Genomic DNA, 13508 nt, shown 5'->3' on the forward strand with positions numbered 1-13508 from the left:
GCTTTCATTCTTTCGGAGATACGCAATGGCATCGGTAAGCATCAACAACGTGCAGAAGGCTTTCGGAGCCACTCGGATCATCCACGATGTCAGCGTCGATATCGCCGATGGCGAGTTCGTCATCCTGGTCGGACCGTCGGGCTGCGGAAAGTCGACGCTGCTGCGCATGATCGCGGGGCTGGAAACGATCTCGGCCGGAAAGATCGCAATCGGCGAGCGCACCGTGAACAACCTCAGGGCCCGGGACCGCAACATCGCAATGGTGTTCCAGAACTACGCGCTCTACCCGCACATGACGGTGGCGGACAATATGGGCTTCGCGCTCAAGATCAAGAAAGCCGATCCGGCCGATACCGCGAGCCGGGTGAAGCGGGCAGCCGGCATTCTCGGCCTCGAGAAGCTGCTCGACCGCTATCCGCGCCAGCTTTCCGGCGGCCAGCGCCAGCGCGTCGCCATGGGCCGCGCCATCGTGCGCGACCCGCAGGTGTTTCTGTTCGACGAGCCGCTCTCCAATCTCGACGCCAAATTGCGCGTGCAGATGCGCGGCGAGATCAAGGCGCTGCATCAGCGGCTCGGCACCACCACCATCTATGTCACGCATGACCAGATCGAGGCGATGACCATGGCCGACAAGATCGTCGTGCTGCATGACGGTCTGGTCGAGCAGATCGGCGCGCCGCTCGATCTCTACGACCGGCCGGCCAATCTGTTCGTTGCCGGCTTCATCGGCTCGCCGGCCATGAACTTCATCCACGGCCACATCGAGGAGGGCATCTTCCGCAGCGCCGGTGGGCTGACTTTGCCGCTGCCGCAAGGCATCCGGCCGAGCGAGGCCGCGGGAAGGGAACTGGTTTACGGCATTCGTCCCGAGCATATCCGGGCGACCGGCCAGGGTCTCTCCGGCACAGTCACGCTCATGGAGGCGACCGGCTCGGAAATCTTCGCCACGGTCGACTGCGGCGGAGAGGTGATCTCCTGCCTTTTCCGCGAGCGGCTGGCGCTGAAGCAAGGCGAGAGCGTGCGGATCGAGATCGACCGCGCCTCGGCGCATCTGTTCGACGCCAAAACCGGCCGGCGCATCTGATTGCCCTGCCCGCGCTCTCACCGCGGCGGCCAGGGAGTGCTTGAGATTCGAGCGAACGGAAAGCAACGGGAGCCCAGTTGCAAGAAAATGCAACATGGAAGCATTGCAAAAGTCAGCCAATCCTTTGATTTAGTTGGTGATCCCGACAGGAATCGAACCTGTGACCTACAGATTAGGAATCTGCCGCTCTATCCTACTGAGCTACGGGACCACGCGGCCCGACACATAAACGCTTCGGGCCGGTTCGCCAAGAGGCGTTACCGGCCGATCGGCGGCAATCGGCCGGGAAGGTCGCCTCCGTGCAAATCGGTCAGGCGGCGAGCGCCGTCTCCGCCAGCCTCACCCAATAGCTCATGCCGTGCGGGATGACCTCGTCGTTGAAGTCATAGGCCGGATGGTGAAGGCCGGCGGTGTCGCCGTTGCCGATGAAGATGAAGGCGCCGGGGCGCGCTTCCAGCATGTAGGAAAAATCCTCACCGCCCATCACCGGCTGGATGGCGCGGTGGACATTCGCGTCGCCGGCGACGCCGGCGGCAATATCGCTGGCGAAGGCCGTCTCTTCCGGATGGTTGAAAGTGACGGGATAGTTGGGGTCGTAGTCGACCTCGATCGTCGCGCCGAAGGCTGATGCGAGGCCAGCGCAAATGGCGCGGATTTTCTCTTCCGCTTTCCTGGCCACTTCCTTTTTCAGCGTGCGCACCGTGCCGGCGATCTCGGCTTTTTCCGGTATGACGTTGTAGGCATCGCCGGCATGGAATTTGGTCACCGACACGACGACGGCCTCGACCGGATCGGTGCTGCGTGAGGCAATGGTTTGCAAAGCGCTCACCAATTGGCTGGTAATGACGATCGGGTCGATCGTGGCGTGCGGCATCGCCGCATGGCCGCCATGCCCCTTGACGGTGATGGTGAATTCGGCGGTCGCCGCCATGATCGGGCCGGGCTTGATGGCGAACTCGCCGACGGGAAGGCCGGGCATGTTATGCATGCCGAACACCTTCGAGATGCCGAAGCGGTCCATCATGCCGTCCTTGACCATTTCGTTGCCGCCGCCGCCGCCTTCCTCGGCGGGCTGGAAGATCACCGCCACGGAGCCGGCGAAATTGCGCGTTTCGGCGAGATATTTGGCTGCGCCGAGCAGCATGGCGGTGTGGCCGTCATGGCCGCAGGCATGCATTTTGCCGGGAACGCTCGACGCGTAGGGCTTGCCGGTGATCTCGTTGATCGGCAAAGCGTCCATGTCGGCGCGCAGGCCGATGGCCGGACCCTCGCCCTTGCGGCCGCGGATAATGCCGACGACGCCGGTTTTGCCGAGGCCGGTCACAACCTCGTCGCAACCGAAAGCCTGCAGCTTGGCGGTGACGAAGGCGGCGGTCTGGAAAACGTCGAAGTTCAGTTCCGGCGTCTGGTGCAGATGGCGCCGCCAGCCCGCGACTTCTTCCTGCATTTCCGCGGCACGGTTGAGAATTGGCATAATCGTTCCATTTCTTTGTTGGGGCAGGCAGTTCAGGGCCGCTGCCCGGCAAGTGTGATCGTCTGGCGCTTTGCCATTTTGACGTCACATAGGGTAAATAGCACCGCATAATGCGGCCCGGAGTCGAGGGTCGGTCCGCAGTATGCTGGCCATCGCGCAGCGAAATCTTACGGAGCCAGCGGCAACTACGGCAAGAGGCGATTTCGGAATTGATCATGCGGCAAAGGCATTTCCTCAACCTATTGCTTGCGGGGGCGCTGGCGCTGCCGATGCTTTCCGGCACTGCGCGCGCCAATCCGGTGGTGCTGTTCGACCTGAATAGCGGCAAGGTGCTGGAGCATCAGGACGCCTTCAAGCGCTGGTATCCGGCCTCGCTGAGCAAGCTGATGACGGCCTATGTGGCGTTCCGGGCGATCGCCGCCGGCGAGGTGGCGCTCGATTCGCCGATTAAGGTGACGAAACATTCGGCCGGCGAGCCGCCGAGCAAGATGGGCTTCAAGCCCGGATCGGTCATGCGGCTCGACAATGCGCTGAAGATGATGCTGGTCAAGTCGGCCAACGACATCGCCATGGCCGTCGGCGAGAACATCGGCGGATCGCAGGCCGCCTTCGCCGACCGCATGAATGCCGAGGCCGCCAGGCTCGGCATGGTCGGAACGCATTTCGTCAACCCGAATGGGCTGTTCTCGCCCGACCAGTACACGACCGCGCGCGACCTCGCCGTCCTGGTGACGGCGCTTCGCAACGACTTCCCGCAATATGCGCCGTGGTTCTCCATCGAGGGTCTTGCCGTCGGAAAGAAGGCGATCCCGAACTACAATCTGCTGATCGGGCGCTATCCCGGCGCCGACGGTATGAAAACCGGCTTCGTCTGCTCCTCGGGCTTCAACATGATCGGCTCGGCGACGCGCGATGGCCGCACACTGGTTGCCGTGGTGCTCGGCGAAAAATCCGCCATCAGCCGCGCCGAAGCGGCGGCGAAGCTGCTCGACCAGGGTTTTGACGCGCCGGCGGCCGGGTCGACGACGCTCGCGGCGCTCAAGCCATATGGCGACACGCTGTCGCCCAACGACCTGCAGGACGAGATCTGCAAGAAGAAGCCGAAGGAACAGCAGTCGGAGGCGGCGCCTGCCGTCGCCGCCAAGGACAAGGCCAAATCGCCCTATCAGGTGAAACTCGATCACCCGACGTTGATCGCGGTCGGCCTTGGCGGGGCCACCGGGCCGGCGCCCAAGGCTTTCGTCGACCAGACCGATCAGAACTATGCCGATGTGCCGCTGCCCAGCTGGCGGCCCGACAAGCCTCTGCCGGCCGGCGCCACACCCGCCGCGACCGCTGCCGCTGCAGCGCAGGGGGATCAGCCGGCCAAGGCGGCAAACTCGCCATGACCGGGCGCAGCGGCTTTCCCATACCCGTCTCGGTGCTCACCGGCTTTCTCGGGGCCGGCAAGACGACGCTGCTCAACCGGCTGCTCAAGGATCCGGCGCTTGCCGACACGGCCGTCATCATCAACGAGTTCGGCGAGGTGGCGATCGACCATCTGCTCGTCGAGCAAGCCTCAGACGGCATCATCCAGCTTTCCGACGGCTGCCTTTGCTGCACGGTGCGCGGCGAACTCGTCGATACGCTGGCCGACCTCGTCGACCGGCTGCAGACCGGACGCATCGCCAGGCTGGCGCGCGTCGTGGTCGAAACCACCGGCCTTGCCGATCCTGCACCGGTGCTGCAGTCGATCATGGCGCATCCGGCGCTGGTGCAGGCTCTCCGGCTCGACGGCGTCATCACGCTGGTCGACGGCGTCAACGGGGCGGCCACGCTCGATAACCATGTCGAGGCGGTGAAGCAGGCGGCCGTCGCCGACCGCATCGTGCTGACCAAGACCGATCTCGCCGAGGCAAGCGACGCCGAGGCCCTGCGGGCGCGACTTCATCAGATAAATCCGAGCGCGGTCCTGCTCGACGTCAATGACCCCGCTACCGGGGCAGCGTCGCTGTTCGATTGCGGCCTCTACAATCCCGAAACCAAGAGCGCCGACGTGCGGCGCTGGCTCGGAGAGGAGGCGGCGCATGATCATCATCACCACGACGATGGTCATGATCACGCCCCCCATCATCACGACCACCGCCACGACGGCCGCGTGCGCTCCCACTCGCTCGTCCATGACGGGCCGGTGCCGTTCTCGGCGATCGAGATGTTCCTCGATTTGTTGCGCTCGACGCATGGCGAGAAACTGCTGCGCATGAAGGGCGTCATCGAACTTCAGGAGGATCCGTCACGGCCGCTGGTGATCCACGGCGTGCAGAAGATCCTGCATCCGCCGGCCAGGCTGCCGTCGTGGCCGGACGGACGGCGCGGCACGCGGCTGGTGCTGATCACGCTCGACATGCCGGAAGATTATGTCCAGCGGCTGTTTTCCGCCTTCACCAACAAGCCGTCGATCGACACGCCCGACCGGGCGGCGCTCGAGGCCAATCCGCTGGCGATCGCCGGGCTGTAGTTCCAGAGGTCCGATTGGCCTATGCCGCGCCGCCGCGCTCGACCAGGAAGCGATGGCCGCCGTCGACCGCCGCCGTCTCGATCAGCTGATGGCCGGCATCGGCGCAGAAGGCCGGAATGTCGATCACGGCCAGCGGGTCGGTGGTTTCCAGCCACAGACGGCTGCCGGGCCGCATCGCGGCCAGACGCTTGCGCGCCTTCAGCACCGGCAGCGGGCAGTTCAGCCCCTTCAGATCGTAGGTAGCGGCGGACCCGGCCAAGATCGAGAAATCTCAGCCGCCGAACATGCCGAGCAGTTTCTTCTTCAGCTTCGAGACCGTGCCTTCGTCGGCACTTGCCGCCTGCTGCGTTTCCAGCGCCGGTTGCGCGGAAGCCGCCTCGACGCCTGCGGTGACCACCGGCTGCTGAGCCGCCTGCTTGGCGGCTTCCTTTTCGGCCAGGGCCTGCGCCTTGGCGGCTGCCTTTTCAGCCTGCGCTTGCGCCTTGGCGGCCTTGGCCGCCTCGATCGCCGCAAGCCGCTGCTCCTCGGCCTTGCGCTTGGCCTCCTTCTCCGCGTCGAGCGCGGCCATCTTGCGGCCGAGCGGGGAATCGATGCGGCCCATCCGCGTCGTCTCGGTTACCGAGCCGTCGGCATTCATCGACGGCGGGTCGATCGGCACACGCTCGCCGCGGGCGCGGCGCTTGGACCAGTCGGAAACGATGCTGGCTTCCTTGATGCCGGCGATGGCCGGCTTAGGCGGTAGTATGCTTCCCTTGACCGCGGAGTTGAAGGCGGCGTCGTAGCGCTTTTCGTAGTCGGCGTAGGCCGTTTTCAACGAATCAGGCTGTGTCATTGCCGGGCAGGCACCTGTCGGGTCGAAGGTGGTGCCTTCTGGCGCTACTTGATTGAAGACGTAGCGCTTCTCGCAGACGTCGACTTTCGGCGGCACCTTGGTGATCTCGAAATTGTCGTAGCCGACCTTCAGCATCTTCCAGAACTCGTAGTTCGGGTCGTTGCGGTAGCGCGCCATGTTGGCGGCGGTCATGCGAAACGGGAAGGCCTGGATCTGGAACTCGGTCTGGCCGCCCTGGAAGGCATCGCGGCCGAAAGCATAGATCTGCTCGATCTGGGCATCGGTCATCGAATAGCAGCCGGACGAGGAGCAGGCGCCGTGCACCATCAGATTGGAGCCGGTGCGGCCGTTGGCCCTGTCATAGGCGTTGGGATAGCCGATGTTGAAGGACAGATGGTAGTTCGAGCGCGGATTCATCTGCGACGGACGCACCGTGTAGAAGCCTTCAGGCGCCTGGCGGTCGCCCTCGGTGTATTTGGGGCCGAGCTTGCCCGACCATTTGCAGATGTCGTAGCTGGCGACGAGATCGTAGCGGCCGTTGGTCTTGGCCTTCCAGATCTCCAGCTTGCCTTCTTCCTTGAAGATGCGCGCCATCACCGAGGAGGTGCGCACCATGCCTTTGGCCTTCATGTCGGCGAGGATCTTATCCGGCAGGGGCTTGTTCGCCTCCGGCGCAAAATCCTTCATCGACGAATCATTGCAGCCGGCGATGCCTATCGCGGCGACAAGGACTCCGGTGCGGGCAAGCTTGGCAAACATCGATACGGCTTTGTCTTTTCTCTCAGGCCAACGGCCTCGGCATGGCCGGCCCGCAGGCTCAACACCAATGGACCGTAAGCCCGTTAACCTTGAAAATTCCTTACCGCAAGCAATAGCCAACCCCTCGCGGATATTTTCATTGAGCCGAATGCGGCGGCATTTTTGTGGCGAAAATGTTAACAGCCGCCATAGTTGCGGCGCGCGGCCGAATTAAACGGGTGGCGCTGGGGCAGACTCACGTGCTTTGTTTTCATGCATGTCGCTTTCGCAAAACCACTGCACAGTTTTGTGCGACATGCATTAAAGGCTGCGGCCCATCGCTAAATATTTCTCGCGGCGCTGCTCGCGGAAATCGGTGTTGGCGCCGGCAAAGTCCTTCATCGTCTTGGCGATCAGGTCGCCGGTGGCGGCAATCACCGTTTCCGGCGCACGCTGGGCGCCGCCCATCGGCTCGGGAACGATGGCATCGATGATCTTCATTTCGAGAAGATCCTGGGCGGTGATCTTCATGTTGGTCGCCGCGTCCTTGGAACGGGTGGTGTCGCGCCAAAGAATAGAGGCCGCGCCCTCGGGCGAGATCACCGAATAGATGGCGTGTTCCAGCATGTAGACACGGTTGGCGGTGGCGATCGCGATGGCGCCGCCGGAGCCGCCTTCACCGATGACCACCGAGATCGACGGCACTTTGAGCGCCAGGCAGGCTGAGGTCGAGCGCGCAATGGCCTCGGCCTGGCCGCGCTCCTCGGCGCCGACGCCGGGATAGGCGCCGGCGGTGTCGACCAGCGTCAAAAGCGGAATGTTGAAGCGGTCGGCAAGCTCCATCAGCCGAACCGCCTTGCGGTACCCCTCGGGCCGTACCGAACCGAAATTGTGCTTGATGCGGCTTGCCGTGTCGGAGCCCTTCTCCTGGCCGATCACCGCCACCGGCTCGCCGCGGAAACGGGCAAAACCGCCGACGATCGCCTGGTCGTCGCCGAAATTGCGGTCGCCGGCCAACGGCGTGAAATCGCTGAACAAGCCCTTGATGTAGTCGAGGCAGTGCGGCCGGTCCGGATGGCGGGCCACCTGGACCTTCTGCCAAGGGGTGAGCGCCTTGTAGAGATCGCGCAGCGCATCGCGCGAACGCTTCTCCAGCCTGCCGATCTCGTCGGCGACATCGACCGCCTCGCCGTTCTCCGCGAGCTTCTTCAGCTCAAGGATCTTGAGCTCCAGATCCTGCACCGGCTTTTCGAAATCGAGGTAATTATACATGCTGGGGCGGACCGATCCGTCGGAAGGCAATGGCTGGCGGAACCCTGGAAATGCTGGCTCCGGGCGGTGGAACGTCGCCCTCACATAGCGATATGAAGCCTAGTCGGCAAGCGGATGATGATCGTTGACCAGCCGCACCAGCCGCTCCTCCAGCACATGAGTGTAGATCTGCGTGGTGGAGATATCGGCGTGGCCAAGCAGTTGCTGCACGGCCCTGAGATCCGCACCGTTCTGCAGGAGATGGCTCGCGAAGGCGTGGCGCAGGACATGCGGCGAGATCTTGGTCGCGGCGATGCCGGCTCGCGCCGCCAAGCCTTTGAGATCGCGTGCGAAAACCTGCCGGGAGAGATGACCGCTGTCGGAAGAGGCTGGGAACAGGAACGGGCTGTCGGCATAGGCCGGCACCCCCGCCCTGGCGGCAAGCCACGCCCGCATCGCGGCGCGCGCCTTGGCCGACAGCGGCACCATGCGCTCCTTGTCGCCCTTGCCGCGCACCATGAAGAAACGGTCGTCGCGCAGCGCCACCGTCACCGGCAGACCGACAAGCTCGGAAACGCGCAGGCCCGTGGCATAGAGCACCTCGACCAGCGCGTGCAGGCGCAGCGCCGCCAACCGGTCGCCGTCGGGCGCAGCCCCGCCCGCCTCCTCAGCCGCGCGGTCGACCAGGCGGCCCGTCTCAGCCTCGGTCATGGTCTTCGGCAGCGGCCGGCCCTTCTTCGGGCTGTCCAGCGTGCCGGTCGGGTCGTCGCCGCGCAGGCCCTCGGCATAGAGGAATTTGAAGAATTGGCGGATCGTCGACAATTTGCGCGCCTGCGAGGTCGGCGCAAAGCCACGCGCCGCGATGTCGTCGAGATAGGCGCGGATGTCGGCAGCTGCCGCTCCGGCCAGCCCGCCACCGATAGCTTCGGAGGCGTCTTCGAGGTCGCGGCGGTAGGAGGAAAGCGTGTTCTCGGCCGCACCCCGCTCGGCGCTCATCATCTCCAGAAAGGCTTCGATGCGGGCCGTGCTGTTCATTTGGCCGGGTCAGTTCTTCTTCGGATTGAGCTTTTCCGCGGGAATGCGCACGCTCATTTCGGCCTTTTTCGGCTCCACGAACATCGCCAGCGCGAACATCGCGCCATAAGCGACGCCTGCAAGAACCGCCAGCGTCACGACAAAGCGAAACAATGTCGGCATTCAGTCTTTGCCCGTCTTCTTGTTCTGCGATTCCAAACCCTGTGCCCTTATGGGACGCCATTCCGGCCAATTCAAGGACGAAGGGCTGGGGCAGAGGATTTGTCGAGGAAGCTTCTCGACGGAAGAGGGGCGATCTGGCCCGCCTGCGGCGGCCCGCTTGACGCAAACGGGCTTTTGATGTCGATACGGCGCAAAGAGGGTTCCGCATGAACGCGCTGCCAGCAAATCCGCCGGACGAAGGCCGTGTCGCGCTGCTCGAGCGGCTCGGCAGCCGCTCGATCGTCTTCGTCGGCCTGATGGGCGCCGGCAAGACCGCAATCGGCCGCAAGGTGGCGACAATGCTTTCCCTGCCCTTCATCGACAGCGACCAGGAGATCGAGAGCGTATCGCGCATGACCGTGCCGGAGCTGTTCGAGCGTTATGGCGAACCTGAGTTCCGGGCGCTGGAGCAGCGGGTCATCTTGCGTCTGCTCGAAAACGGCCCGCAGGTGCTTTCGACCGGCGGCGGCGCCTTCATGAACGCGCAGACGCGCGAGTCGATCGATGCGCATGGCGTCTCGGTCTGGCTGAAGGCCGATCTCGATCTGCTGATGGAGCGGGTTTCGAAAAAACAGAACCGGCCGCTGTTGAAGAATCCGGATCCGCGCGGCGTGCTGGAGAAGCTGATGAGCGAGCGCTACCCGGTCTATGCCACCGCCGACCTCACGGTTTCGACCCGCGACGACCGCAAGGAAGTCATCGCCAGCGAGGTGGTATGCGCGCTTTGTGCTTACCTCGGGATCGCGCCAATCGCCACCAGCGACGACGAGGTGGAGCCGTGAGCCATACCGAACCGGTGAAGGTCGAGGTCGGGCTCGGCGACCGTGCCTATGACATACTTATCGGGCCCGGCCTGCTTTCCGGCTCAGGAACCGAAATCGCAGGCCGCCTTCCCGGCACGCGCGCGGCCATCGTTACCGACGAGAACGTTGCCGCAGCGCATCTCGAAACGCTGCAGGCCGGCCTTGAAAAAGGCGGCATCGAGGCCGCCGTCATCACCCTGCCGGCCGGCGAAAAGACCAAGAGCTTTACCCACCTCGAGGAGGTCGTCGACGGCGTGCTCGCCGCCAAGCTCGAACGGCGCGATGTCGTCGTGGCACTTGGCGGGGGCGTCATCGGCGATCTTGCCGGCTTCGCCGCCGGCATCGTGCGGCGCGGGATGAACTTCGTGCAGGTGCCGACATCGCTGCTGGCGCAGGTCGATTCATCCGTCGGCGGCAAGACCGGCATCAACAGCGCGCGCGGCAAGAACCTGATCGGGGTCTTCAACCAGCCAAAACTGGTGCTTGCCGACACCGGCGTGCTCGACACTTTGCCGATCCGCGAATTCCGCGCCGGCTATGCCGAGCTCGCCAAATACGGGCTGATCGACCGTCCCGGCTTCTTCGCTTGGCTGGAGGAGAATTGGCAAAAGGTGTTCGCCGGCGGCCCGGAGCGGACCGAAGCCATCGCCGAGGCTTGCCGCGCCAAGGCCGATGTGGTCGCCCGCGACGAGTTCGAGACCGGCGACCGGGCGCTGCTCAATCTCGGCCACACATTCGGGCATGCTCTCGAAGCCGCCACGAATTATGACGGTGCCCGTCTCGTCCATGGCGAGGGGGTCGCGATCGGCATGGCGCTGGCGCACCGCTTCTCCGCGCGCCTCAATCTGGCGAGCCCGGACGACGCGGAGCGCGTCGAGGCGCACCTTCGCGCCGTCGGCCTGCCCTGGCGGATGGCCGACATAGCGGGCCAACTGCCGGATGCCGAGACGCTGCTTGGCTTCATCACCCAGGACAAGAAGGTGTCGCGCGGCGCGCTTACCTTCATCCTGACGCGTGGCGTCGGCCAGGCCTTTATCGCCAAGGACGTGCCGCCCTCCGAAGTGCTGTCCTTCCTCAAGGCGAGCCATCCCGGATGATCGACTTCGGCTGGATCGCCGCAGCCGTCCTTGCCGCCGTGATCGTGCTGGCGTTTCTCTTGCGCACGCGGCTCTTCGCGGCGCTCGGCTACAGTCTGCGGCCGATCGAACCGACGGAGCCCGAGCAGGATGAGCCGGACGAGAACGGCGACGAGACCCGCCGCAACGGGCAGGCGCGCGAGGATCGCAACCGGCTGGGCGCGCTTTTCGAACTCGAGGAGCTCGAGGTTTCGGACGTGATGGTCCACCGCACCAACATGCGCTCGGTCAACGCCGACGATCCGCCGGAAATGGTGGTGCGCGAGATTCTGCAGAGCCCGCATACCCGCATGCCGCTCTGGAAAGGCTCGCTCGACAACATCGTCGGCGTGCTGCATGCCAAGGATCTGCTGCGGGCGCTCAACGAGGTCGGCAACGACTTTTCCAAGATCGACGTGACAAGGATCGCGTCGAAGCCATGGTTCGTGCCCGACACCACCACCTTGCAGGATCAGCTCAACGCCTTCCTACGCCGCAAGGCGCATTTCGCCATCGTCGTCGACGAGTATGGCGAGATGGAAGGGCTGGTAACACTGGAAGACATTATCGAGGAGATCGTCGGCGAGATCGCGGACGAGCACGATGTCGACATGCAAGGCGTCAAGCAGGAGTCCGACGGCTCGGTCGTCGTCGACGGCACGGTGGCTATTCGCGACCTCAATCGGGCGCTCGACTGGGATCTGCCGGACGAGGAGGCGACGACGATCGCCGGCCTGGTCATCCACGAGACGCAGACGATCCCAGATGAGAAGCAGGCCTTCACCTTCCACGGCAAGCGTTTCGTGGTGATGAAGCGCGACAAGAACCGCATAGCAAGGTTGAGGATCCGGCCCGCCGGCGAAGGTTAGGGTGTGCCGATTTTCAGGTGAGACCGGCCTGCAAAGGGCGGCTTCCTGCGTCTCCGGTGCTCAGAGTTCCTTGGTCGAGCGCTCGCTGAGCACGGCGCCGGTTTCGGCATCCATTGCCGCCAGGCTGACGTCATAACCCCAAAGGCTCCGGATGTGGCGCAAGGTCGCGTCGCGGCTTTCGTCCTCTAGCTGGATGCCGTCCTTGACCTTGTGCTGCAGCCGCAAATGCCGGTCTCCCAGAAGATCCACGTCGACCACCTGGATGTCGGGCCGGCTCGCCCCCACATCGTAGCTTCGGGCCAGCGCGGACCGTATCTTGCTGTAGCCGCGCTCATTATGGATCGAGGCGACCTCGTAATGCGGCTCGTCGGCGCCGTCGGCCAGCACGAAGAGCCGCCATTTCCGGATCAAAGCGGGGCTCAGATACTGGCGGATGAAGGATTCGTCACGGTGGTTGGCCCAGGCATCGAGCAAGGTGTCGCGCCAGTCGCCACGGCCGGCGATGTCCGGAAACCAGTCGCGGTCCTCCGCGGTCGGCTCGGTCGAGATGCGCTGGATGTCCTGCATCATGCCGAGGCCCAGCGCATAGGGATTGATCCCGGAATAACGCGGATCGTCATAGGCCGGCTGGAAAACCACGTTCGAATGGTTTCGCAATATCTCGAGCATGGCGCCTTCGCTAATGCGGCCGCGATCGAAAAGCATGTTCATCAACGTGTAGTGCACAAAGGTGGCGCAGCCTTCGTTCATCACCTGGGTTTGCCGCTGCGGGTAAAAATATTGCGCAATCACACGCACGATCCTGATGATCTCGCGCTGCCAGGGCTCAAGCACCAGGCTGTTCTTCTCGAGGAAGTAGAGCAGGTTCTCCTCGGGCAGATTGAGCGATTTCTTCCGCTCGGCCAAGCTTTCGTCCCCTGCCTCCGGCTTGTTCTTGTCCTGCGCGGTCGGCAGCGTGCGCCACAGATCATTGTAGGAACGCTCCTCATATTCGAGGCGCTCGCGAAGGCCTTCGCGCTGCTGTTCCGACGACAGCTTCGGCGGCCGATGGTAGCGGAACACGCCTTGCTCCATCAGCGCGTGGGCGGCATCGAGCACCGCCTCGACGGCCTGCAGTCCGTGCCGTTCCTCGCATCGGGCGATGTAGCCCTTGGCGAAGTCCAGATAGCTCAGGATGCCTCCGGCGTCCGTCCATTGCCGGAAGAGATGATTGTTTTTGAAGAAATGGTTGTGGCCAAGCGCGGCATGGGCGGTCACCAGGGCCTGCAAGGCCATGGTGTTTTCTTCCATGAGGTAGACGATGCAAGGGTTGGAGTTGATGACCAGTTCATAGGCCAGACCGCGCGCGCCCTTGCGGTAGAGAAGCTCGTTGTAGAGGAAATGCTTGCCGAACGACCAATGCCGATACATCAGCGGCATGCCGACCGAGGAATAAGCGTCGAGCATCTGCTCGGAGGAAATGACCTCCATCTGCACCGGATAGATGTCGAGGTGAAGCTCTTCGACCCCGATCGCCTCGATCTCGTCGTAGACCCGAGACAGTTTCGCAAAATCCCAGTCCGACCCGGAAAATAACAGTTCGGATTTGCGCGCCTGATTGACCATCGGC

13 protein-coding genes and 1 tRNA gene are annotated in these 13508 nt (G+C 63.8%); 6 read left to right on the forward strand and 8 right to left on the reverse strand.

Annotation, left to right across the window (positions count from 1 at the left end; genetic code table 11):
- Nucleotides 1–25: 25 nt before the first annotated feature.
- Entirely contained in the window at nucleotides 26–1084 is a 1059-nt protein-coding gene (gene ugpC / locus CK221_RS22525; protein WP_066990385.1) for a sn-glycerol-3-phosphate ABC transporter ATP-binding protein UgpC, read from the forward strand.
- 134 nt (nucleotides 1085–1218) lie between these two features.
- Here the strand turns inward: ugpC and CK221_RS22530 are convergent.
- Together CK221_RS22530 and CK221_RS22535 are read right to left on the reverse strand one after the other, a co-directional pair.
- A tRNA-Arg gene (locus CK221_RS22530) sits at nucleotides 1219–1295 on the reverse strand.
- 99 nt (nucleotides 1296–1394) lie between these two features.
- Nucleotides 1395–2558 (reverse strand): M20 aminoacylase family protein, encoded by a 1164-nt coding sequence (locus CK221_RS22535; RefSeq protein WP_095779321.1) that lies wholly within the window; start codon nucleotides 2556–2558, stop codon nucleotides 1395–1397.
- Between the two features lie 215 nt (nucleotides 2559–2773).
- Between CK221_RS22535 and CK221_RS22540 the strand changes: the two genes are divergently transcribed.
- Nucleotides 2774–3946: a D-alanyl-D-alanine carboxypeptidase family protein gene (locus tag CK221_RS22540; protein ID WP_095779385.1), complete on the forward strand. Its 1173-nt coding sequence runs from the start codon at nucleotides 2774–2776 to the stop codon at nucleotides 3944–3946.
- Nucleotides 3943–5055, forward strand: a complete 1113-nt coding sequence (locus CK221_RS22545; RefSeq protein ID WP_095779322.1) for a GTP-binding protein — start codon at nucleotides 3943–3945, stop codon at nucleotides 5053–5055. Before CK221_RS22540 ends, CK221_RS22545 begins: the two co-directional genes overlap by 4 nt.
- A gap of 19 nt (nucleotides 5056–5074) precedes the next feature.
- Here CK221_RS22545 and CK221_RS22550 read toward each other — a convergent pair whose 3' ends face one another.
- From CK221_RS22550 to CK221_RS22570, 5 genes are all read right to left on the reverse strand, one after another.
- Complete coding sequence (locus CK221_RS22550) at nucleotides 5075–5314, reverse strand: sulfurtransferase TusA family protein (RefSeq protein ID WP_066990371.1); 240 nt, start codon at nucleotides 5312–5314, stop codon at nucleotides 5075–5077.
- 12 nt (nucleotides 5315–5326) lie between these two features.
- A complete protein-coding gene (locus tag CK221_RS22555; RefSeq protein WP_066990368.1) occupies nucleotides 5327–6646 on the reverse strand; it encodes a murein L,D-transpeptidase family protein in 1320 nt (439 codons plus the stop codon).
- Nucleotides 6647–6946: 300 nt separating this feature from the next.
- Complete coding sequence (locus tag CK221_RS22560; RefSeq protein ID WP_066990365.1) at nucleotides 6947–7897, reverse strand: acetyl-CoA carboxylase carboxyltransferase subunit alpha; 951 nt, start codon at nucleotides 7895–7897, stop codon at nucleotides 6947–6949.
- A gap of 99 nt (nucleotides 7898–7996) precedes the next feature.
- Nucleotides 7997–8911, reverse strand: coding sequence for a site-specific tyrosine recombinase XerD (locus CK221_RS22565; RefSeq protein WP_095779324.1), 915 nt, complete (start codon nucleotides 8909–8911; stop codon nucleotides 7997–7999).
- Between the two features lie 9 nt (nucleotides 8912–8920).
- Nucleotides 8921–9073, reverse strand: a complete 153-nt coding sequence (locus CK221_RS22570) for a histidine kinase (protein WP_066990358.1) — start codon at nucleotides 9071–9073, stop codon at nucleotides 8921–8923.
- Between the two features lie 206 nt (nucleotides 9074–9279).
- Between CK221_RS22570 and CK221_RS22575 the strand changes: the two genes are divergently transcribed.
- Genes CK221_RS22575 through CK221_RS22585 form a run of 3 tightly spaced genes read left to right on the forward strand, consistent with a single transcriptional unit; the run spans nucleotide 9280 to nucleotide 11899 of the window.
- Nucleotides 9280–9894 carry a shikimate kinase gene (locus tag CK221_RS22575; protein ID WP_095779325.1) on the forward strand — a complete coding sequence of 205 codons (615 nt, stop codon included), beginning with the start codon at nucleotides 9280–9282 and terminating at the stop codon, nucleotides 9892–9894.
- Nucleotides 9891–11012 (forward strand): 3-dehydroquinate synthase, encoded by a 1122-nt coding sequence (gene aroB, locus CK221_RS22580; RefSeq protein ID WP_095779326.1) that lies wholly within the window; start codon nucleotides 9891–9893, stop codon nucleotides 11010–11012. Before CK221_RS22575 ends, aroB begins: the two co-directional genes overlap by 4 nt.
- Nucleotides 11009–11899, forward strand: a complete 891-nt coding sequence (locus tag CK221_RS22585; protein ID WP_095779327.1) for a transporter associated domain-containing protein — start codon at nucleotides 11009–11011, stop codon at nucleotides 11897–11899. The genes aroB and CK221_RS22585 overlap by 4 nt, the downstream gene beginning before the upstream one ends.
- Nucleotides 11900–11959: 60 nt before the next feature.
- On the opposite strand, the gene CK221_RS22590 is transcribed toward CK221_RS22585, so the two are convergent.
- Nucleotides 11960–13504, reverse strand: a complete 1545-nt coding sequence (locus tag CK221_RS22590; RefSeq protein WP_066990347.1) for a SpoVR family protein — start codon at nucleotides 13502–13504, stop codon at nucleotides 11960–11962.
- Between the last annotated feature and the right edge of the window lie 4 nt (nucleotides 13505–13508).

It is taken from the genome of Mesorhizobium sp. WSM3868 (genome assembly GCF_002294785.1).
Taxonomy (GTDB): domain Bacteria; phylum Pseudomonadota; class Alphaproteobacteria; order Rhizobiales; family Rhizobiaceae; genus Mesorhizobium.